Origin of the sequence: uncultured Megasphaera sp. (genome assembly GCF_900539295.1) — a bacterium.
In the GTDB taxonomy this organism is placed as follows: domain Bacteria; phylum Bacillota; class Negativicutes; order Veillonellales; family Megasphaeraceae; genus Megasphaera.
In genome coordinates, this window is record NZ_UQBH01000005.1 from 62048 (window position 1) to 81560 (window position 19513).

Below are 19513 nucleotides of genomic sequence, written 5' to 3' on the forward strand. Positions count from 1 at the left end.
TCCTCCAATGAACGAAAAAATACTATGCATAGTATTTTTTATACCAAGCAGCAAACTGTTCCAGCCCTTCTTCAATCGTCGTTTCCGGCTTAAAATCAAAGTCGCGCTGCAATTCGCTGACGTCAGCATAAGTCTGATAGACGTCGCCGGCCTGCATAGGCAGATATTCTTTTTCTGCAAAAAAATTATCAGGACACATATAAAAAAGCTCATAAAGATGGCCTCTACACTTAGATATGGCGAACCATCCATGCCGTCAATGATACATAGTCCGAAGCTAAACGTTCTCCTCGATTACCAGCAACATTATATTTTTCACGCAAATCAATCGTCGCCTCACCTTGAGCTTCGGCCTTTCCAGACATTACCTCACCCAATTCATCTGTCGTCATCCATTGCTTTGGAGTCACAATATACTCTGGCTGTTCCTGTGTTAGTGATGGATAAAGCGAATAATACGTAAAACCTTTAGGTGCAATCAATTCAAAAACCGTAGGCATAATATTCAAATGAGTCCCTATCGTCGCCCCCGAAAACCAGTCTTGCGAAAGATCCCGATGATGAATTAACAGCGGTGTACAATATAATTCACGAAACAGATAGTCTCGCGGCACCAACGATGAGTTGCCTAAGTCCCCATACAAACTGGAATGATCTCCCGTATAAATAAAGAGACTATCGGGAAAAGCATCCTTCATTTCAGCAATAAACTGACTTACAGCTTGGTCAGCATAGCGCGCTGTTCCCAAAGCGCGGCAGCGGCTTTCACTATCTCTAATATCTGTTTTAATAGTACTATCAAAAACAGACTTATCAAAATTTAATACGTCATATTTCAATTTATAAGGACCATGGTTCGATGTCGTATAAATAAAATGAAATGTCGGTTCTTCAAAATTCTTGATTCGTCTGGCAGCTTCTTTTAAAAATACATGATCGTATACACCAACCCAAGTCTGAGGCGCCTTAGGTCCACAAAAAGAAGTTGCACTTTCGACACAGTCAAAACCTTGAGCGATACCAAAATGATTAAAGTTACCATTTGACGCATTGCCACCATACCAGTAAATCGTTCGGTAACCTAATTTTTTCATCTGACCGGCAAATGTCGTAGGAACACTTTTTTTCCAAAATAATTCCATCTCATTTAGTTCTAACTGTGCGTCATAGATTCCCGCCATCAAAGAAACGATGGATGGTCTGGAAATATTTCCAGCCGGTAAAAATTTATTAAAATAGACTGTATTAGGATTATTAATCAAAGCCTTGGTTCCATCCATTATATGCAATCCAGCATATAATGGATCAAGTGCCCATTGCGGTACACTCTCTCCAACAATAAGGAACACATGCTTCGGCTTTTTGATTTTGGCTCCCTGTGCAGTACGGACAAATGCCATCAGAGGATTTTCTAAAGACTGCCAGTTTAAAAAATAGTCATTGGGCATGATATCTGTAATGTGCTGCACTAAGTCTTCATCACTATACTGCATTTCATCTGCCAACGGTTTCCGACGCACCCATTTTAGCGCTACCAAATCGTCGATACATGCTCTAGCTAAGAAAGAATCTTCCTTGACAATTGAAGGAATTGTATCCCATTCCGGCTTATTTCGATGGTCTAAGGTACCTCCGAATCTGACCCAATAAAAACCGACGATAGCTAAGACAAAGACAAGCACATTAAAAGTATATTTCTCAACAGGTAAATCGAAGATAGGCAATCCAATAGAAGGTATGCTCTGCAAAGCAAGACAAGCTAATAAAACTAAAATAGTATATGGTATATATCCAATCAAGATCCATGCACCATAATCTTCATGAAAAAAAACATCGATAAGATTGCGTTTTTCCGCATTTTTACCCATGTTAAGCAAATAATTATATGTATCATGAAAATGGCGATAGAAAATCAGTTTCCCCATAAACGCCGTATATAAAATCACGGCATAAATACCGCCAATACTTAATCGAAGTTCCAGACCATGCACTCTAAAAAAGTCAAAAAAGGCCGCGGGAATCGAAATTAAAACGAAAGAAACCAAAAACACATAAGCGTTAAAATCCATCCCCCACCAAAACCCATATCGAAAACATTCAAAAAGGGCTTTTCCTCTGCCACTAAATGAAGAGTACGGTTGATATATTTTTATAAAGGCTAGTCTAAACACAGCACTCAAAATCGGAAAAAATAAAAATAATTTAATATCCTGTTGCAAGCCATAAAAGAAATATTCAAACATAAAAGCTCTCCTTATACTGTCTACTCGGCTGGATTAATATGCATATTCGAATGCTATTAGTCTAACGATCAAAGCACCTATATAGTTTTAACTGACAAGGTTTGCGGTAAATAATTCTATAAATAATATAGACGATGTCTCTATTATTATCTTCAACACTTCAATGTAATACAATCCCTCTAATGGAATCAAAAATAAAAGTTCAATCACATTAATATATACATCAAACAAATAACAAAAATACACCTAGAAGATATTATCTTATCAGCTCTAAGTACGTAATTTGTTTCTATTCACATCGGATACTTCTCTTAACTGAATCATTAAAGCTAATATGAACCACAAAGTTCGAATTACAGATGACAGACGATAGGTCGGCTGAAAAACACCAAAAAGTACCATTCCCGCTAAAAATACCGTAAAGAAAATCAAGTCACAAGGATTTCTATGCTCTAGCCACCGTTTAAAGGGCGAAATCAGAAAAAATCCGTAGAAATACAGCAAGCCTAAAAAACCAATAGTTCCGGTTTCAGCCAATAATTGCATATAATTACTGTGGGCATGCGGTAAATTTTGAGTCTCTTCCGCATATCGGTATCCTTTATTTTTATAATACCAGTTCCAATTATTTAGTCCAACCCCATTGATTGGATAATCCTTAAACATATCAACGCTCGCCTTCCAGGCCCATATACGATCAACATTTGATTTATTAGTTGTCGTATTCATTGTGGTAGATAAACGTTCCACGTATTTAGGACTACTTCCAATAGTGCCACCGATCAGTAAAAGTATAATCAAAACAATCCCTGCAATCTTTTTGCTGTTCCGCAAATAATAAAACAAATAAAAGGGAGCAACTAAAGCGCTGACTAAAAATGCACCTCTTCCAAAACATCCAAAAAGTCCGGCAATCGAACTAATCACACCTAAAAGTGCAAATTTTTTAATATTTTTATCAAAAGATGAATCCAAAAGAATAATAGCTGACAGAGCCAAAACCATACAAATAATCGCGGTCAAATCCAGATAGTCGCCATGAAACCCACGGCCTCTCTCCCAATGCAAGATAAAAAACTGATAACAAGCCACAAAACAATCTATCGAAAAAACGCCTAAAAAACCCGCTAATATCTTTAATAAATACTCTTTCTGCCGTACAAAAGCAACGATTAAAACAAAGACCATAAAGCGCCAAACCCAATCGCCTAAAAAATAGTAAAATGTGGCAGCTTTATTATCAACGTCAATAATAGAAAATAAGGCCGCTGCAAAAAAAATCCCTACTGCTTTCATATACTTCTTTGCCAAAGGATTTAATTCTAATCTTTTCCCGTTTTTCCACCATAAGTAAACCCCCATCAGAGTTGCTAGCGCTAGTGAAATTTGAGAAACAGCTGTGGATAATCGAGTTAAGCAAACTCCCAGTCCAATCAAAACGGCCATCACAATCTCAAAAACTGGTGCTGATTGGTAAAAGCTTATTTTATTATTGTTCTCCATTTTATATTCACCATCTAGATTAGATTTATTATTTCAAAAGCTATTCGAATAACTTTTCCATATATTCCCACTCAGAAATAATAATTTTTTAATAGATATACTTTCAAGATAAAGCCTATATCCTCAGCCTTGATTTCACAGAAGAACTTGTACCTTCCTTATACCATCCATCAATGTTTCCACCATTAAATCATTATAGATATTCATAAATGGCCTATAGATATTAAATTGACAAACAGCGCTATAATACATAGCTCATCGAACCATTGGATTGAGAGAAAAAGCATATCCAGCCTCAAACTATTTGAATAAATGATACAATTCATCATTCTCTACTAATTGATTAAAAACTATTTGTGCTGTAATATTTTTCATGCATTTCACCGTCTTACACTTACGTGCAGTTTCATCATTGCATGGTGAACATTCATAGTTTAAATATATTGGCGTACATTTTTTCTAGGCGCCCAACGTGAAGGTAGATCCTTACTAAAAAGAGGAATAACAAACGTTCCTAAAGCACCTGCAATATGCATAGGGCCACTATCCGGAGTAACAACACATTTAGCCCGTCTAATTAATTCAATCAGTTGTAATATTGAGGTTTGATTAAATAAACTATGTGGGGAATTAGGTAAAACCTCTTGTTCATCAGATAACTTACCTGTAATTATAACTGGTATATTATATTTCTTTTTAACTAAATCCAAAAATTTTATCACCTCTTTTACTGGCCAATTTCTCCTTTCAAATCCAGTAAACGGGGTCAATAAAATGAACGGAGCATGGGGCGGTATTCCGATATCGTTCATCAGTTTATCTACTTCTTTTTTCGTGTCATCGCCAGGAATAGATACATCACAGTCGCTCATATCACCATCTATAGAAATGCCTAGAGCTTCTGAAAAAATTTTAGCATTTGTTTCCGCCGCATAGCAGGTTGATTTAGCTACATTATTGACCAATGAATGTGTTAAACATTTAGTTAGTGCCTTTCCCTTACGTGGAACGCCTGCTCGAACTTTGATTCTAAAAAGCCAAGCAAAAGGCAATATATGTGGTTGCCAATCGGTAAAAACGACCGCATCCTGTCCAAATAAATTAGGCAAAACTCTATATCGCCCTAAAAAACGTCCCCGTTTTATACAGACAACATCATCAATATAAGGAATACGATTAATAACATCAACAGTTTTATCAATAGTCATAATTGTAATTTTACAAGTAGGGTATAATTCTTTAATTCGCCTTAGGACTGGGGTATACATAATCAAATCACCAACCCCACCACCGGTTGTCATAAATATTTTCTTATGCTCCCACATAATAAGTTAACCTCAATTCGCCACATTATCTATTTAAATCAATATTAACCAACAACTTTTCCCATATGTTCCAAATCGCTTGAGGAGAAAATTCTTGCATTCCTATACAGGCATTTCTTCCCAGGGAAATTCGCAAAGAGCGATTTTCCATCATTTTTTTCAAAGCTTCTCGAAAAGGTTCAACCCCATCTCGGCACAGAAGTCCCGTCCTTTCATTTTCAACCATCCCACGGACTGATTCACAATTATAATAAGCAACGCTAGGAAGCCCCATACTCATGGCTTCCCCTAAAGCTAAGCTAAACCCTTCATAAGCACTGGGAAAAGCAAAAATGTCGCCTTTTTTCAATACTTCAGGAACTTCATTCGTCGTTCCTTTAAGGAAGACACGATTTTCCAGATGATGCTTGCGAATCAATAACTGAAGTTCTTTATAATAAGCCTTTCCATTTTCAGCCCCCCATAATTCAACATCCCAGTTAGGAAATTGTTCTGCAAGTCCAGCAAAGGCCTCAATTAGAAGATGCGGTCGTTTATGATTCTTTGAAAGACGCCCTACAAAAAGAATTTTATATCGTTCTTTTTCAGCTGATAAATCGGCCTGCATTTCATATTGCGGAATAGCGTTACCGATAACTACTGTTTTTACATTCGGCAAATGCCTCTTAATGTGTTCTTCAAACGATGGCAACAGGACTTGGCAAACAGCACTTTTCTCCAGCGCAGGAATTTCTTCTTTCGGATAGGTATGAAAATAATCTTCCGGATCGCCGTGACTCATGGTGATGACAGGGATATCTATTTTTAAATCACAGAGCAGCATCTTACTGGCTGCCGGCTGAAAAGACACAATAACATCCGGCTGAACGTTCTGTAATACATCCCGCAAATTGTCTAGCAAAAACGCTTCAGCAAAATCATTATTAACGGTCCGTGCTTTTTGTTTATTGAAAGTACGATAAAATTCTCTTTTTATTTTCAAATACCACGGGTAGGGAATAGATTTTCCTTTATAATGGCGAATATCATAGGCTGGAACATCTCTATCTAAAGGATAATAAAAATTTCCCGTTTGGACATCACTGTAAGCAAGTGTAACATGATGCCCTCTAGCCTTCATTTCATTAGCAAACGCACAAGTTACTTTTGCAAGACCTCCACTGTCTGCAACCATTTTAGTCAAATTGGTTAGTAAAATTTTCATAAGCTTCATTCCTATCGAAAAAACATTACTTAAAGAATATTGTCATGATTTTTTGAATCATTTTATCCTGTCCATACATTATATTGGCCTCTATCAATCCTTGTCGATATTGTTCCTGTCGTTCTGAAAATTCATTTACAAAATGCTCTAGTTGATGTGAAAAGCTTTCAACAGAATCCAAATTCACAGCTACTCCAATATCAAAGTTCTGCAAAACTTCTGGATTCATTTCAGGAGACTGTAAAACAGGTTTATAATAACCAATTGCAGTAAAGAGCATCGCACTTGGTTGATAACGATATCGTTTCGCCCCGTAAGGAAGGAGCAGGACATCAATGTCCATGATTTCTTTCTGCCATTCTATGCCTAAGAGGTTTTTATGCAGAAAACGAAGATTATCATAAGTCGCATATTCATTTTGCAGGCGTTCGAAATCATCACTATCTACTTGAGTTGCTGTCGCTCCCTGTACAGTCAGAGTAACCGGATGGGTAAATTTTGCTTTGACGAAAGCTTGAAGAAAGAAATCCAGATTTTTTTCCTTACGATACTGGCCAAAAAAACCAAGGCGCAATGGATGATGAACATGAAACTCCGGTGTTACTGATAAATCAAAAGGAACGTACACCGGTGCCATAATCGTATAAAAATTAGGGCAATCTTCTAATTCAGGGAACTCCGTCTGTAATCCTAAAGCACCCAAATAAACATTTTGATAATCTCTTAATCTTTTGACTCCCTCACAAAAACGATTCCGATCTTTAGGCATGATTCCATGAAACATAAATAAGAATGGCACTTTACTCTTCTTCAAGATACTGTGACGGATAGACCGCATGACACGCCAACTATTTGTAGGTACGATAATTGCATCGCATTTACCATCTAGCCCCTTTTTGCAGGCGCTATTCAACCAGGCAATACGACGTTTTTCCCGTTGCATAGATAGCCACAGACGTTTCAATCGGCTAACGCCGGCATATGAAATTGCCGCTCCCCCATCTAGATAATCAACATCGCAATGATAGTCAATCTTAAAAGGAAAATTCTCCGGTACGAAAAACACCGGTTCATGTCCTTGTTTCTTCAATTCTTCGACAAGGATTCGATCGAATTCCACCTCATGTCCTGCCGGCATGACAATGGATTCCAAAATAGCAATACGCATAGCGTAAAGAACTCCTCTCTCTTATTTCGGAAAAATACATAAAGTCTATTGATACGGAACCTCCAGATTTTTCAATTAAAATATAAGACCACATCATCAGCAAGAAAGCCATCCATAGTAAAGCACAACATCATCTATTATGCTTTTCCAATCGCTGTAACTCATGTAATTTCAGATACTTCAACATTGTATAGAAGAAATGGGTGCAACACAAGTAAGCGCCTATGCCCCCATCTAAAAAACCCTTGCGGACAATAAACATTTTAAAGAACCCCCCCATACTGTGCATGAGAATACCTGCCATAGAAGTTCGCTTTCCTCGTTTATAGGCATCTTCAGCCCAAATAGAAGTGTATAAGCAGAGTTTTTCTTCCCATTCGTGCCAGTCACGATAGGTGTGGTGTTCAATAAAACCATTCAAAAGTTTATCAGGCAAGTCACATTCTGGATGTTCATGAACTTTATTAACCCATTTGACGGTCTTTCTTGGAAACATACGCCGCACATGATCCGGATTCAGGACACCGTGATTAAAAGTAACACCAAAAGCAACAGACTTGCGCGTAATGACATACTGTGTATCCAATTGTCCCTCAACAACAATGCGTCGAATATCAGCAACCAATTCGTCATTCAGGCGTTCATCGGCATCGAGATAGAGGACCCAGTCGGCATCGGTCTGCTCAAGAGCAAAGTTGCGCTGAGCTGAAAAATCATCGGTCCAGGCGCGAAAACAGACGGTTGCTCCCTGCGCTTTGGCCAGGTCCACCGTCTTATCCGTACTTCCTGAATCGATGATAATAACGTCATCAGTACATTTTTTTGCATTCTCAACAACGTCGACAATGTTGTCTTCTTCGTTCTTCGTCAAAATCAAAATTGCTAATGAGCTCACGAGCCGGTCCTCTTTTCTTTAAGATAAGGTCTTTCCTCGGTATACTTAAGCTTGTAACATTGTATCACATCCAGCTTGTAAAGTACAGAAAAGAGCCGGCTGTACATAGGCATCTGCCCCCTTTTCATGAATAACGGCTTTAAGGCATCCCATAAAAGACTCACTCATTCTCATTTCAGATGCCATGAAACACACTATAGCTGCCAAACAGCAAAAGACTGCCCTGCCGAGTGGCGGGACAGCCTTTCCAATCCGGGATGGCCCCGGCTTTTTATAACTGTTTGATGAGGTTGACCATTTCGATGGCGCCGGTGGCAACGTCGAAGCCTTTGTTCCCGGCTTTTGTGCCGGCCCGTTCGATGGCCTGTTCGATATTTTCCGTCGTAATGATGCCGAACATGATGGGCACGCCGGTCTTCAGCGATGCCTGAGCAATGCCTTTAGCCGATTCGCCGCAGACGAGGTCGTAGTGGCTGGTGGCACCGCGGATGACGGCACCGAGGCAAATGACGGCATCGTATTTACCCGATTCTGCCATTTTCTGAGCGATTAAAGGGATTTCAAAAGCTCCCGGAACCCAAGCCGTCGTAATATCATCATCGTTGACGCCGTGACGGTGGAGGGCATCGTAGGCACCGCCGAGCAGTTTGCTGCAAATAAATTCATTGAAACGTGCGACGACAATACCAAACTTCGCACCAGAACCGATTAATTGACCTTCTTTAATGTGTGCCATTATAAAAACACTCCTATTCTAAATTATGATTGAAGTTAAAATCCATTTTCCAGCAGTTTGTCCAAGGTCAGACCTGATGAGGTCTGCGGCGAACCTACTGTGAAGCGATGGACGTATTTCCCGATAACATCCGTTTCTAAATTGACGATGGCTCCCGGATGTTTGTCCATAAGGGTCGTATTGGCCATCGTATGGGGAATGATGGAAACAGAGAACTGACTGTTGCCGACGGAAACGACGGTCAAGCTGATCCCGTCGATGGTGATGGATCCTTTTTCGACGATGAAGATTTCCATATCCTTAGGAATGGAAATGGTGATGACCCGGGCAATACCGTCATTGGCAATGCGGGCGACATGCCCGACACCGTCGATGTGACCGCTGACGATGTGGCCGCCAAGTCGTCCTCCGACCTGCATGGCCCGTTCCAAGTTAACCTTAGAACCGCTCTTAATGGTGCTGAACGACGAACGGCGCATCGTTTCATGCATGACGTCGGCCGAAAAAGTCGAGTCAGTCAGATCGGTTACGGTCAGGCAGACGCCGTTGACGGCAATGCTGTCGCCAAGCTGCGTCCCTTCTAACACTTTATGGGCCGCGATAGTAAGGCGAATCGAGTCCGGCCGGCGGTCCATATGGGCAATCGAACCCAATTCTTCAATGATGCCAGTGAACATAGGCACCCTCCCTATTGGCATTATATGCCGTTAGTAATACATTATTTTCATGGAGCTCTACGGAATCGTAGATAAGCGGCAGGCACTCGTCGAGTTCGTCGACGCCATAGCCGCCGACCGACGGCAGGGCTCCGACGCCGCCGATGATCTTATCGCCCATAAAGGCGTAGACCTTGTCGACGAGACGGGCGTCAAAGAAGCTGCCCTGAACGGTGCTGCCCCCTTCGACGAGAATACTGGTCAGCCCTTCTTCATGGAGGCGTTTCAAAGCTTCCGGAAGGTTGATGGACTGATTGTCCTGAAGTAAAGGCGCCAGAATGACCCGAACGCCGGCATTTTTCAAAGCCTTCATCTTTTCAACGGGGCAGGCCGACGTCGTCATGACGATAGTCGGCGTCGTCTTATCGGTTACGACCAGCGACTTCAGCGGCGTCCGCCCTTTGGCATCGAGGACGATGCGCACCGGCTGGTGCGGTGCCGCCTGTCCTTCCCGTTCAATACGGCAGGTTAACAGCGGATTGTCCGCCAGGACCGTATTGATGCCGACTAAAATGCCGTCGTAAATGGAGCGCAGGTAGTGGCCGTAGTTTCGAGCCCATTCGTTGGTAATCCATTTCGAATGGCCCGTCCGCGATGCCGTGCGGCCGTCGAGACTTTGAGCCAGCTTAACAGCAATGAATGGCTTTTGGACCATCATGTTCTTGATAAAGACTTCGTTGAGCTGGGCCGCTTCTTTCGACAGCAGGCCCACTTCGACAGCGATGCCGGCCTTGCGCAGGATGGCCGCTCCCTTGCCGGAGACGCGGGGATTGGGATCGAGCATGGCCATGACGACCTTGCCGACACCCTTTTCGGCCAGCGTCCGCGCGCACGGAGGAGTGCGGCCATAGTGGGCGCAAGGTTCAAGGGTCACATAAACCGTCGCCCCTTTGGCTTTTTCGCCGGCTTCGCGCAGGGCCCACACTTCAGCATGGGGTGTGCCGGCCTTATGGTGATAGCCGGTGCCGACGATTTCGCCGTCTTTTACGATGACGCAGCCGACGGCCGGATTTGGTGTCGTATAACCCAGAGCTGATTTAGCCAGTTCCAGGGCTTTTCTCATATACTCTGCCGGTTCCAATATATTCCTTCCCTTCTTCTTGGATTTGCAGGCGGGAAAACGAAAAAAGGCTATGGATGAAAAATCTCCATAGCCCTTTGAGCACAACAAAAAAAGACACTGTCGTCTTTTCCCATCCAGACTGTACTGTCGGTACCGAAATTTCATCGGTTCAACCCTTGCGGGTTAGCGGACTGTCACCGCCGGTCAGGAATTGAAAGCTCCGCTTTCTCACCTTGCCTCAAAGACTATTTCTATTCTTCTTTTCATGTACGATTTTAGCACATGAAAAGGAGAAATACAAGTCCTTATCGTAAGGACTCAATGGCAGCTTTTCGATCGGCCGCGCCGAATACAGCACTGCCGGCAACGAGGAAGGTAGCGCCGGCGTCCTTGACCATCTGAACGGTCTTATCGTTTACGCCGCCGTCGACTTCGATGACAGCTTCGGTATTTCCTGCATTCTGAAGGAGTTCCTTAGCCTGACGAATTTTTTCGAGACTGTAAGGAATAAACTTCTGACCGCCAAATCCCGGATTGACGCTCATGATGAGGATGAGATCTAATTGTCCGGCAACACAAGACAAGGTCGATACGGGCGTCGCCGGATTGAGGGCCACACCGGCCTTCATCCCAGCTTCATGAATCTGCTGCAGAACCCGGTCCAAGTGGACGCAGGCTTCCTGATGAACCGTCACATACTGGACGCCGGCATCGGCCAAGCCGTCGATATACGCTTCGGGATTGGTCACCATCAAATGAGCGTCAAAAGGCAGTTTGGTAACCGGGCGCAGGGATTTGATGACGGGAACGCCGAAGGTTAGGTTAGGTACAAAATGGCCGTCCATCATATCGATGTGGAGACAGCCGGCACCCTTGCTTTCAACGTCTTTAATTTCGTCTGCTAACCGCGAAAAATCAGCAGATAATATGGATGGACAAATAGTTACCATGACTATCGTTTCCTTTCTGCAATAGATGTCATTATTTTACAGTACGTTTCATACCGTTCTTGTTGGATCTGACCGTCGGCAACAGCCTGTTTTACGGCGCATTCCGGTTCGGACAGGTGGAGGCACGACGAGAACTTGCAGCCTGCGCTGTATGGCTCCATATCGGGGAATAAAGGCAGGACTTCCCGGGCATCAAGGTGTTCGAAATCAAGGGAACTGAACCCCGGCGTATCGACGACGTAGGTACTATTGTCGAGACGCATGATTTCTGAATGGCGCGTCGTATGGCGGCCCCGTTTTATCTTCTCACTGACGGCACCGATGGATAAGTCCGTCCGTCCCAAAAGCTGGGACAAAAGGCTCGATTTACCGACGCCGGACGGGCCGGCAAAGGCCGTCACCCTCTGCGGCAGCCGCTCATAGAGCATGTCGAGGCCTTCTCCAGTACGGGCCGACACGAGGCAGACGTCGTAACCGCAGCGCTCATAAAAAGCCTGATAGCTTTCAGCAAGTTTTCGGTCGAGATCGCACTTATTGAAGCAGAGCAGCGGCCGGATGCCGCTGTATTCACAGGTCATGAGCATCTTATCGATGAGAAAGCGGTTCGGATCTGGTGACTGGGCTGCCATGATGATCAGCAGTTGATCGATATTGGCCACAGCCGGCCGGCGGATTTGATTCCGCCGGGGCAGCTGGGCTTCGATGACGCCCTTGTCGTTTTCCAGTTCCGTAATTTCCAATTCGTCGCCGACTAAGATCTTGGCCTTGAGCAGTTTGCCCCGACGTCGGCATTCGACGAGGTTATCCCTGCCGACATCGACGTAATAATAGCCATTATAATTCTTGATGACGCGTCCTTTTGTCATGTTCCTCCTTAAATATACTGATCCTGTACAAGGGAATTATTGATGTAGACTTTGACCCGGGTCTTACCGGTCCCGCTGACGCTCTTTGAAATATTATCGCCGCCGGATTGGTTGCGGTCGTAGACGACGCGCGAGCCGTTATCGTCCGATACGATAATTTGGACGTGCTGGTTGGAAGCGCCGGCAGGAACACTGATATTGACTGTCCCGTAGTGCGGCGTGCCGGCCGGTTCCTGGTTGTTGGCACTGCCGTCCGAGCCGCCTGACTGCGAACGCTGGCTGCCGGGATATTCGACGGTCAGGTTGACGACCTTGCCGTCCCCTGCAGCCTGGGCCGTAACGACGGCCTGCGAGCTGTCTTTCGAAGCGTCGAGGTTGGCGACGGAGCCGACAGAATAGCCTGCACTTTCGAGTGCTTTTTCGGCTTCTTCCAAGGTCATGCCGCTCGTATTGGGCGCCTCATTTTTAGCGGCTTCAGCTGCTTTTTCAGCATCGCTCTTACGGCAGACGACGAGGTTAACCTTGGTACCCTTATCGACCTTCTTCGGTGACGCCGGGCTCTGACTGATAATCGTCCCGTCGGCATACTGGGCACTCTCTTTATAGGTTACCTTGCCGACAGACAAGCCGATTTCCTTCAATTTACTTTCAGCCTCTTCCAGGGTAAGGCTCCTCAGATCAGGCATTAAGACCTGCTCTCCTTTATTGCCCTTGCTGACGGTCAGGTAGATGGTCCGATTAGCCTTGACGACAGCCCCTCCTGACGGCGTCTGGGCGACGACCTCGCCGACAGGCACTTCCTCGCTTTCTACCTCTTTGACCGAGACGTCAAGCTTCTTGTCCTTCAGGATTTTCCGGGCAATTTCCACTTGTTTCCCCGTTACGTTCGGAACGGTAATATCTTCGGTACTCCAGAAATTGCCAAAGGAAAAGAAGGCCCAAACGAAGGCGACGAGAAAGACACCGAGCATGCCGATGATAATCGTCTTTTGGGAATGGTTACTGATAGAATCCATGAAGCGGGCAAAAATATTCTTCTTTTTCGGGGCTTCTTCAGGCAGCTCTTTTTCCTTGATAGGCTGGATTTTCTGGGTCCCAAAGTTATACGTCCCCTTACTGATAATGGGACGGGCACCGTTGGTATTGATGAAGCCCTGGGACAGGCGCAGTTCAGACATCATCTCGCCGATGGACTGGAATCGATCGTCGGGATTCTTGGACATGGCCTTTAAGATGACCTGTTCGACCAGCCGCGGAATACGGCGATTGTATTTCGTCGGCAGGGGAATATCGTCCTGAACGTGCTTCAAGGCGATGCTGATAGCCGTATCGCCTTCAAAAGGCACGATACCGGTCATCATTTCATACATGACGACGCCGAGGGAATAGATATCCGTCCGCTCGTCAATATGGCCGCCGCTGGCCTGTTCCGGCGAAAAATAATGAACCGAACCGAGGACGGTACGGTCGCTGTTTTCTACGGAATTGACGGCTCTGGCAATGCCAAAATCTGCGACCTTAATACGCCCCGTTTCGGTAACTAAAATGTTATGGGGCTTAATATCGCAGTGGACGATGCCGTTGGCATGTGCGTTTTCCAGGGCCTCGCCGATATTAAAGGTAATCTGTATCGACGTATTGATCGGCAAATGGCCGTGCTTTTCGATATACTCTTTCAGCGTCTCGCCGCGGACGAATTCCATGACGATGTAATGGACGTTTTCGTCGTAGCCGACGTCGTATATATTGACGATATTGGGATGAGACAACTTAGCAGCCGCCTGGGCTTCCTGCCGGAACCGGACGACGAAGTCATGGTCGTCTCCGTATTTCGCATGAAGTACTTTGACCGCAACGATACGGTCCAGGAGGATATCCTGAGCCTTGTATACGCTGGCCATGCCGCCTGTGCCTACTTTTTCCAATATCTTGTATCTATTGTCTAAGATATGACCAATCATTTTTAACTATTCCACCACTTTCATAGTCGTTCCCGATTATATGGTTGTTAAAATTGCCGTGACATTGTCCTTGGCCCCGTTTTGATAGACGAGGTCAAAGAGATCGTTGATAATCTCTCGCTCTGTCCGGCCGTAGTCGCCGATGGCATCACAAAGTTCCTGCTTCTCAATGAAGGACGTCAAGCCGTCGGAACAAATCAGAATACGGTCATTCGGCTGTACTTCAAAGGCTCCGGTATCGACGATGAGATTAGAATCGACACCGACGGCTCTGGTCAGTACATGGCGCTGAGGATGAGTCAGCGCTTCTTCTTCTGTAATCTTACCTTTATCAAGTAAAACCTGGACAATCGTATGATCGACAGAAATCTGTGAAAAGACTCCCTCCCGGTACAAGTAAATGCGGCTGTCCCCGACGTGGCCCCAAAAGGCCATATGCCGGGCCAGGGTCACCATGGAAACGGTCGTTCCCATCCCCTTGAGAGATGGGTCGATCAAGGTCTTGCTGATGATACTGGAATTGGCGTATTGAATCGCCTTTTCCAGCTGCACCGGTGCCGCATAATTAAAGTTCTTAAAATAATAGGCAATGGCTTCTACCGCCGTCTTACTGGCGATTTCACCGCCGACGTAGCCGCCCATTCCGTCAGCTACGGCCAGCACATTTCGCTCATGGCTGATATAAAAAGAATCTTCATTTACTTTCCGAACCAGGCCGATTTTGGATTCACCGTATGTGCCCAAATTCTCACGTCCTCTCACGGTGTTTCGTTATAGGTACACATTAATTCATATCATATTCCCTGTCACCTGTCAAATGTTTTCGCGTTTTATACGAAGCTGGCCGCAAGCCGCCTGAATCTTGCTGCCCATTTCCCGGCGCAGCGTAACCGGCACGCCGTGGCGCTGCAAATAGGTAACGAATTCACTGATGGATTTGTCATCAGGCCGATAGAGGCCGACGTCGTAGTTGTCATTGATGGGAATGGCATTGATCAGGATGTTTTTTCCGCTGAAAAGGCGGGACAGCTCTTTGGCACAGGCATTGGTACAGGTCAGATTCTTGATGAGAATATATTCATAAGTAACCTTCCGGCCTGTCTCTTCAAAATAATGCTGAGCCGCCGTCAAGACGGCCTCGAGAGGATACTTGTCGGTAATCGGCATGATCCGCCGCCGCAAAGCATCATTCGGTGCATGAAGGGATACGGCCAGGGTGATGGGCATCCCCTCTTTGGCCAGTTGGTACATCTTAGGCACGATGCCCGACGTCGACAAGGTCATATTGCGATACCCTAAGTAGAAGGTATCCTTTTCGTGGATGAGCTGCATGAAACGGATGACATTATCGTAGTTGAGCAAGGGCTCGCCGGTACCCATGATGACGATGGAATGGAGGTCCGGCGTCACATGCTGGCGGAAAGCCAACAATTGAGCCACCATCTCACCGGCCGACAGATTGCGGACGAAGCCGTTTTTTGCCGAGGCACAGAAGGCGCAGTTAACGGCACAGCCTACCTGCGACGAAACGCAGATCGAATTTCCGTAATCGTGCATCATGAGAACCGTTTCAACGGTCTGTCCGTCTTTAAGGCGCAGCAGCAATTTAACAGTCCGACCGTCCGGCGCATCGAGGCGGGATACGATGTCGGGCACATAAATCGGCAGGACTTCTTTTAAGAGGTCCCTGTCTTTTTGCGGCAGGAGCACCATGTCATCCCAGGAAAAAATCGATTGCTTATAGAGGTAATGGAAAATCTGATCGGCCCGGAATTTTTTCATTCCCTGGGCGACGAGGAAGTCCTGTAGGTCTTTTTTTGTCATATCGAATAGATTCATCATATCAAGACTCCTTCTTCATACGGGCAATGAAGAACCCGTCCATGCCATCACGCTGAGGCAAAAGCTGGATAAAGGGGCCTTCATGGCCGGGGACAGCCAGTTTTTCAGCAGCATTTTCAACATGAAACTCCGGATGCTTCTGCAAAAACTCCATAACGATTCGGCTGTTTTCGTCGTCATTCAACGTACACGTACTGTACACCAAGACGCCGCCGGGGCGCACGCACTGAGACGCACTGTCCAAGATGCTCCGCTGCAGGGCCGGCAAGGTGCGAAGATCGCTCAGCTGCTTACGCCAGCGAAGATCGATTTTGTGGCGCAGGACGCCGAGACCGGAACAAGGCGCATCGATCAAGACGCGGTCTGCCCGACCGCCGTACTTCTGGCCGATGGTGCAGGCATTCTGCAAGAGGGTGCGAACATTTTTCAGGCCCAGCTTTTGGGCATTATAATCGATCAACTTCAACTTATGTTCATGGATGTCGCCGCCATAGACGATGCACGACGGACCGCCGAGGGCTGCCAAATGGGTCGTCTTGCCGCCCGGTGCCGCACAGACGTCGAGGACCAGTTCGTGAGGCTGAGGGTCGACGATATGGGCCACGAGCTGAGACGGCTCATCTTGAATGATGGCCCGCCCGTCCTTTAGGCATTCCAATTCGTGAATTCCCAAGTGGCCGTCGATATAGATGCCGTCCGGCGAAACCGGCGTCGGACGAGCCTGAATCCCCGCTTTTACGAGTTCATCCAAGAGCTCATCCCGACCGGTCACGGTCGTATTGACCCGCAGGCACAACGGCGGAATGGTATCGAAATACTGACAGAGCTTTTCCGTTTCATCAGGGCCGTAATCTTCGAGCCAGCGGCGGATAAGCCAATCCTGCTGATGATAGGTCAGGGCCAAGTAGGTTTCTAAATCCGTCTCCTTGTCGGGAATGACGAAGGAATTGCGGTTGCGGATACTGTTTCGCAGCATGGCGTTGACGAATTTTGCCATGCCTTTATTGCCAAACTTGGTTGCCATCTTGACCGACTCGTTACAAGCCGCCGATTCCGGCACCTTATCCATTCCGAAGATCTGATAGAGCCCCAGGCGGACGATGGCCAGGCAGACCGGGTCGAGCTTATTTAATTTGCGCGTACTGAGCTGGGAAATAATCCAGTCCAAATAATTGAGGCAGCGCAGTGTCCCATAAACCAGTTCGGTGTAAAACCGTCGGTCCCGGTCAGAAAATTTATGGGCCTGTATCGCCTTAGAGACGACGATATTACTATACCCTTCATCCCTGCAAATGGTCAGCAGGCTTTGAAAGGCAATTTCACGTACATTCATGGATTCCTCCTACATAAGAAACAGGACGTCTGCCGTCTGGCAAAGATGCCCCGCTTTAGGGTGCAGCGGCTATAACGTTTCGCCGACGATCAGTTCCACGCCTTGCAGATACTGAGCCGTCGTCAGGCGTTTACGGCTTTCCGGCTGGACTTCCGTAATGCGAAGAGCGCCCTTTCCGGTCTGCACCGTAAAGGACTTCTTGGTTACGGCAGTGACCGTTCCCGGAGCGGCTTTTGTCCCTTCGACGACGTCGGCTGACCAGATTTTCAGGCGCTTGCCGTCGCGGCACACCGTATAGGCGCCGGGATGGGGATCTAAGGTCCGAATCAGTCGTTCCAGGACGACGGCGTCAGCATTCCAATCGAGGGCTGCTTCTTCTTTCGTAATCTTAGCCGTATACGTGGCCTGACTTTCGTCCTGGGCTACGGCATTTTGTTCATACTTTTCAAGGTCGTCGACGACCGTCATCAAAGTCGAAGCACCGAGAGAGGCCAGTTTATCGAACAAGGTACCTGTCGTTTCCTTGGCGTCTAAGGGAATGACGGCTTTTTTCAGCATCTTCCCCGTATCCATGCCTTCGTCGAGGAGCATGACGGTAACGCCGCTTTCAGCCTCGCCTTCCTTGACAGCATACTGAATAGGCGCGGCGCCGCGGTACTTCGGCAGGAGCGAACCGTGAACGTTGAGACAGCCGTATTTCGGGATATCGAGAACAGCTTTGGGCAGAATTTTACCGTAGGCGATGACGATGATGACGTCCGGAGAAAGCCCGGCCAGTTCGGCAATGACCGCTTCATCCCGCATGGAATCAGGTTGGAACACGGGAATCCCAAGTTCGACGGCTTTTTCCTTTACCGGCGAAAAGGTCACCTTCTTCCCGCGGCCCCGCTGCTTATCGGGCTGAGAATAGACGGCGACCACGTCGTGCTGCGATTGGGCCAGCTGAGCTAAAGCCGGAACGGAAAAATCAGGTGTTCCCATGAATACGATGCGTAAGCGTTCCATTATTCCCCTACTTTCTGTAAATCCGTCGCTTTTTCAATAAATAAATGGCCGTAGAGATGGTCCATTTCATGCTGGAAAATGCGGGCTAAGAAGCCTTCCGGTTCATAAATAACCGTTTTGCCGTGTCGATTCAGGGAGCGGACCTTGATTTTAGAAGCCCGCTGCACCTTGCCGTAATAACCGGGAACGCTCAGGCAGCCTTCCGTATCGATGTTCGTTTCTTCCGACATTTCCAAGATTTCCGGATTGATGAGTTCAATCAGGCCGTTGCCGTCATCGAGGACGATGAGCTGCAGCGATTCATTGACCTGGGGAGCGGCAAGGCCAACCCCTTCAGCAGCATACATCGTTTCTGCCATGTCGTCGAGAATTTTCTTTATATGTTTATTTACTTTTGCAACCGGTTTTGCCGTCGCTTTCAAGACGGGATCCCCGGCTTTTATGATTTTGAGTAATGCCATATATCTTTCACCTCATTGTTATAGTAAAACGCTTATCCGTCTTATTATAGCGGAAAAACAGTCAAAACGCTACTGTAAGAATGTAAATCAGCCATCGCCATACACGAGGCAAAACTCCTTACATATCTATTATATCAGATTCATTCAAGTCTTACCGATAAAATTTCTTATTCAGAATTATTCCTTTATCGTTTCAAAAAAGCGAAGCCTGTGTGACAACACACAGGCTTTTAGCTCAAAAG

Annotated in this window: 17 protein-coding genes, 1 pseudogene and 1 riboswitch; all 18 genes and pseudogenes read right to left on the reverse strand. The window is 45.9% G+C overall.

The window, feature by feature from the left end; translation table 11 throughout:
* Window positions 1-22: 22 nt before the first annotated feature.
* A pseudogene (locus QZQ46_RS02795) lies at window positions 23-172 on the reverse strand (NAD-dependent epimerase); the annotation flags it as partial.
* Between the two features lie 58 nt (window positions 173-230).
* Complete coding sequence (locus tag QZQ46_RS02800) at window positions 231-2243, reverse strand: LTA synthase family protein (protein ID WP_296826604.1); 2013 nt, start codon at window positions 2241-2243, stop codon at window positions 231-233.
* A gap of 270 nt (window positions 2244-2513) precedes the next feature.
* Window positions 2514-3746, reverse strand: a complete 1233-nt coding sequence (locus tag QZQ46_RS02805; RefSeq protein WP_296826606.1) for an O-antigen ligase — start codon at window positions 3744-3746, stop codon at window positions 2514-2516.
* A 434-nt stretch (window positions 3747-4180) separates the two neighbouring features.
* Window positions 4181-5047, reverse strand: coding sequence for a glycosyltransferase family 9 protein (locus QZQ46_RS02810; protein ID WP_296826608.1), 867 nt, complete (start codon window positions 5045-5047; stop codon window positions 4181-4183).
* A 49-nt stretch (window positions 5048-5096) separates the two neighbouring features.
* Window positions 5097-6275, reverse strand: coding sequence for a glycosyltransferase (locus tag QZQ46_RS02815; RefSeq protein WP_296826610.1), 1179 nt, complete (start codon window positions 6273-6275; stop codon window positions 5097-5099).
* Window positions 6276-6300: 25 nt separating this feature from the next.
* Entirely contained in the window at window positions 6301-7443 is a 1143-nt protein-coding gene (locus tag QZQ46_RS02820; RefSeq protein WP_296826612.1) for a glycosyltransferase family 1 protein, read from the reverse strand.
* Between the two features lie 130 nt (window positions 7444-7573).
* Entirely contained in the window at window positions 7574-8338 is a 765-nt protein-coding gene (locus QZQ46_RS02825) for a glycosyltransferase family 2 protein (protein ID WP_296826614.1), read from the reverse strand.
* Between the two features lie 271 nt (window positions 8339-8609).
* Complete coding sequence (gene ribE / locus QZQ46_RS02830) at window positions 8610-9074, reverse strand: 6,7-dimethyl-8-ribityllumazine synthase (RefSeq protein WP_296826616.1); 465 nt, start codon at window positions 9072-9074, stop codon at window positions 8610-8612.
* Window positions 9075-9109: 35 nt separating this feature from the next.
* On the reverse strand, window positions 9110-9751 hold the full coding sequence (locus QZQ46_RS02835; RefSeq protein ID WP_296826618.1) for a riboflavin synthase: 642 nt from the start codon (window positions 9749-9751) through the stop codon (window positions 9110-9112).
* Window positions 9732-10871: a bifunctional diaminohydroxyphosphoribosylaminopyrimidine deaminase/5-amino-6-(5-phosphoribosylamino)uracil reductase RibD gene (gene ribD, locus QZQ46_RS02840; protein ID WP_296826621.1), complete on the reverse strand. Its 1140-nt coding sequence runs from the start codon at window positions 10869-10871 to the stop codon at window positions 9732-9734. The genes QZQ46_RS02835 and ribD overlap by 20 nt, the downstream gene beginning before the upstream one ends.
* Window positions 10872-10971: 100 nt before the next feature.
* Window positions 10972-11103, reverse strand: a riboswitch (FMN riboswitch).
* Between the two features lie 55 nt (window positions 11104-11158).
* Complete coding sequence (gene rpe, locus QZQ46_RS02845; RefSeq protein ID WP_296826623.1) at window positions 11159-11803, reverse strand: ribulose-phosphate 3-epimerase; 645 nt, start codon at window positions 11801-11803, stop codon at window positions 11159-11161.
* 2 nt (window positions 11804-11805) lie between these two features.
* On the reverse strand, window positions 11806-12669 hold the full coding sequence (gene rsgA, locus QZQ46_RS02850) for a ribosome small subunit-dependent GTPase A (RefSeq protein WP_296826625.1): 864 nt from the start codon (window positions 12667-12669) through the stop codon (window positions 11806-11808).
* An 8-nt stretch (window positions 12670-12677) separates the two neighbouring features.
* Window positions 12678-14630 carry a Stk1 family PASTA domain-containing Ser/Thr kinase gene (pknB, locus tag QZQ46_RS02855; RefSeq protein ID WP_296826627.1) on the reverse strand — a complete coding sequence of 651 codons (1953 nt, stop codon included), beginning with the start codon at window positions 14628-14630 and terminating at the stop codon, window positions 12678-12680.
* A 36-nt stretch (window positions 14631-14666) separates the two neighbouring features.
* Complete coding sequence (locus QZQ46_RS02860) at window positions 14667-15374, reverse strand: Stp1/IreP family PP2C-type Ser/Thr phosphatase (protein WP_296826629.1); 708 nt, start codon at window positions 15372-15374, stop codon at window positions 14667-14669.
* 69 nt (window positions 15375-15443) lie between these two features.
* Entirely contained in the window at window positions 15444-16472 is a 1029-nt protein-coding gene (gene rlmN / locus QZQ46_RS02865) for a 23S rRNA (adenine(2503)-C(2))-methyltransferase RlmN (RefSeq protein WP_296826631.1), read from the reverse strand.
* A 1-nt stretch (window position 16473) separates the two neighbouring features.
* Window positions 16474-17805, reverse strand: a complete 1332-nt coding sequence (gene rsmB / locus QZQ46_RS02870; RefSeq protein WP_296826633.1) for a 16S rRNA (cytosine(967)-C(5))-methyltransferase RsmB — start codon at window positions 17803-17805, stop codon at window positions 16474-16476.
* A 69-nt stretch (window positions 17806-17874) separates the two neighbouring features.
* Window positions 17875-18810 (reverse strand): methionyl-tRNA formyltransferase, encoded by a 936-nt coding sequence (gene fmt, locus QZQ46_RS02875; protein WP_296826635.1) that lies wholly within the window; start codon window positions 18808-18810, stop codon window positions 17875-17877.
* Window positions 18810-19271: a peptide deformylase gene (gene def, locus QZQ46_RS02880; protein ID WP_296826638.1), complete on the reverse strand. Its 462-nt coding sequence runs from the start codon at window positions 19269-19271 to the stop codon at window positions 18810-18812. The genes fmt and def overlap by 1 nt, the downstream gene beginning before the upstream one ends.
* Window positions 19272-19513: the final 242 nt, after the last annotated feature.

What these genes read in the sequence shown, in the direction of transcription:
- QZQ46_RS02800 (WP_296826604.1), bottom strand. Translation starts at nt 2,243, where the DNA reads ATGTTTGAATATTTCTTTTATGGCTTGCAACAGGATATTAAATTATTT.
- QZQ46_RS02805 (WP_296826606.1), bottom strand. Translation starts at nt 3,746, where the DNA reads ATGGAGAACAATAATAAAATAAGCTTTTACCAATCAGCACCAGTTTTT.
- QZQ46_RS02810 (WP_296826608.1), bottom strand. Translation starts at nt 5,047, where the DNA reads ATGACAACCGGTGGTGGGGTTGGTGATTTGATTATGTATACCCCAGTC.
- QZQ46_RS02815 (WP_296826610.1), bottom strand. Translation starts at nt 6,275, where the DNA reads ATGAAAATTTTACTAACCAATTTGACTAAAATGGTTGCAGACAGTGGA.
- QZQ46_RS02820 (WP_296826612.1), bottom strand. Translation starts at nt 7,443, where the DNA reads ATGCGTATTGCTATTTTGGAATCCATTGTCATGCCGGCAGGACATGAG.
- ribE (WP_296826616.1), bottom strand. Translation starts at nt 9,074, where the DNA reads ATGGCACACATTAAAGAAGGTCAATTAATCGGTTCTGGTGCGAAGTTT.
- QZQ46_RS02835 (WP_296826618.1), bottom strand. Translation starts at nt 9,751, where the DNA reads ATGTTCACTGGCATCATTGAAGAATTGGGTTCGATTGCCCATATGGAC.
- rpe (WP_296826623.1), bottom strand. Translation starts at nt 11,803, where the DNA reads ATGGTAACTATTTGTCCATCCATATTATCTGCTGATTTTTCGCGGTTA.
- rsgA (WP_296826625.1), bottom strand. Translation starts at nt 12,669, where the DNA reads ATGACAAAAGGACGCGTCATCAAGAATTATAATGGCTATTATTACGTC.
- pknB (WP_296826627.1), bottom strand. Translation starts at nt 14,630, where the DNA reads ATGATTGGTCATATCTTAGACAATAGATACAAGATATTGGAAAAAGTA.
- rlmN (WP_296826631.1), bottom strand. Translation starts at nt 16,472, where the DNA reads ATGATGAATCTATTCGATATGACAAAAAAAGACCTACAGGACTTCCTC.
- rsmB (WP_296826633.1), bottom strand. Translation starts at nt 17,805, where the DNA reads ATGAATGTACGTGAAATTGCCTTTCAAAGCCTGCTGACCATTTGCAGG.
- fmt (WP_296826635.1), bottom strand. Translation starts at nt 18,810, where the DNA reads ATGGAACGCTTACGCATCGTATTCATGGGAACACCTGATTTTTCCGTT.
- def (WP_296826638.1), bottom strand. Translation starts at nt 19,271, where the DNA reads ATGGCATTACTCAAAATCATAAAAGCCGGGGATCCCGTCTTGAAAGCG.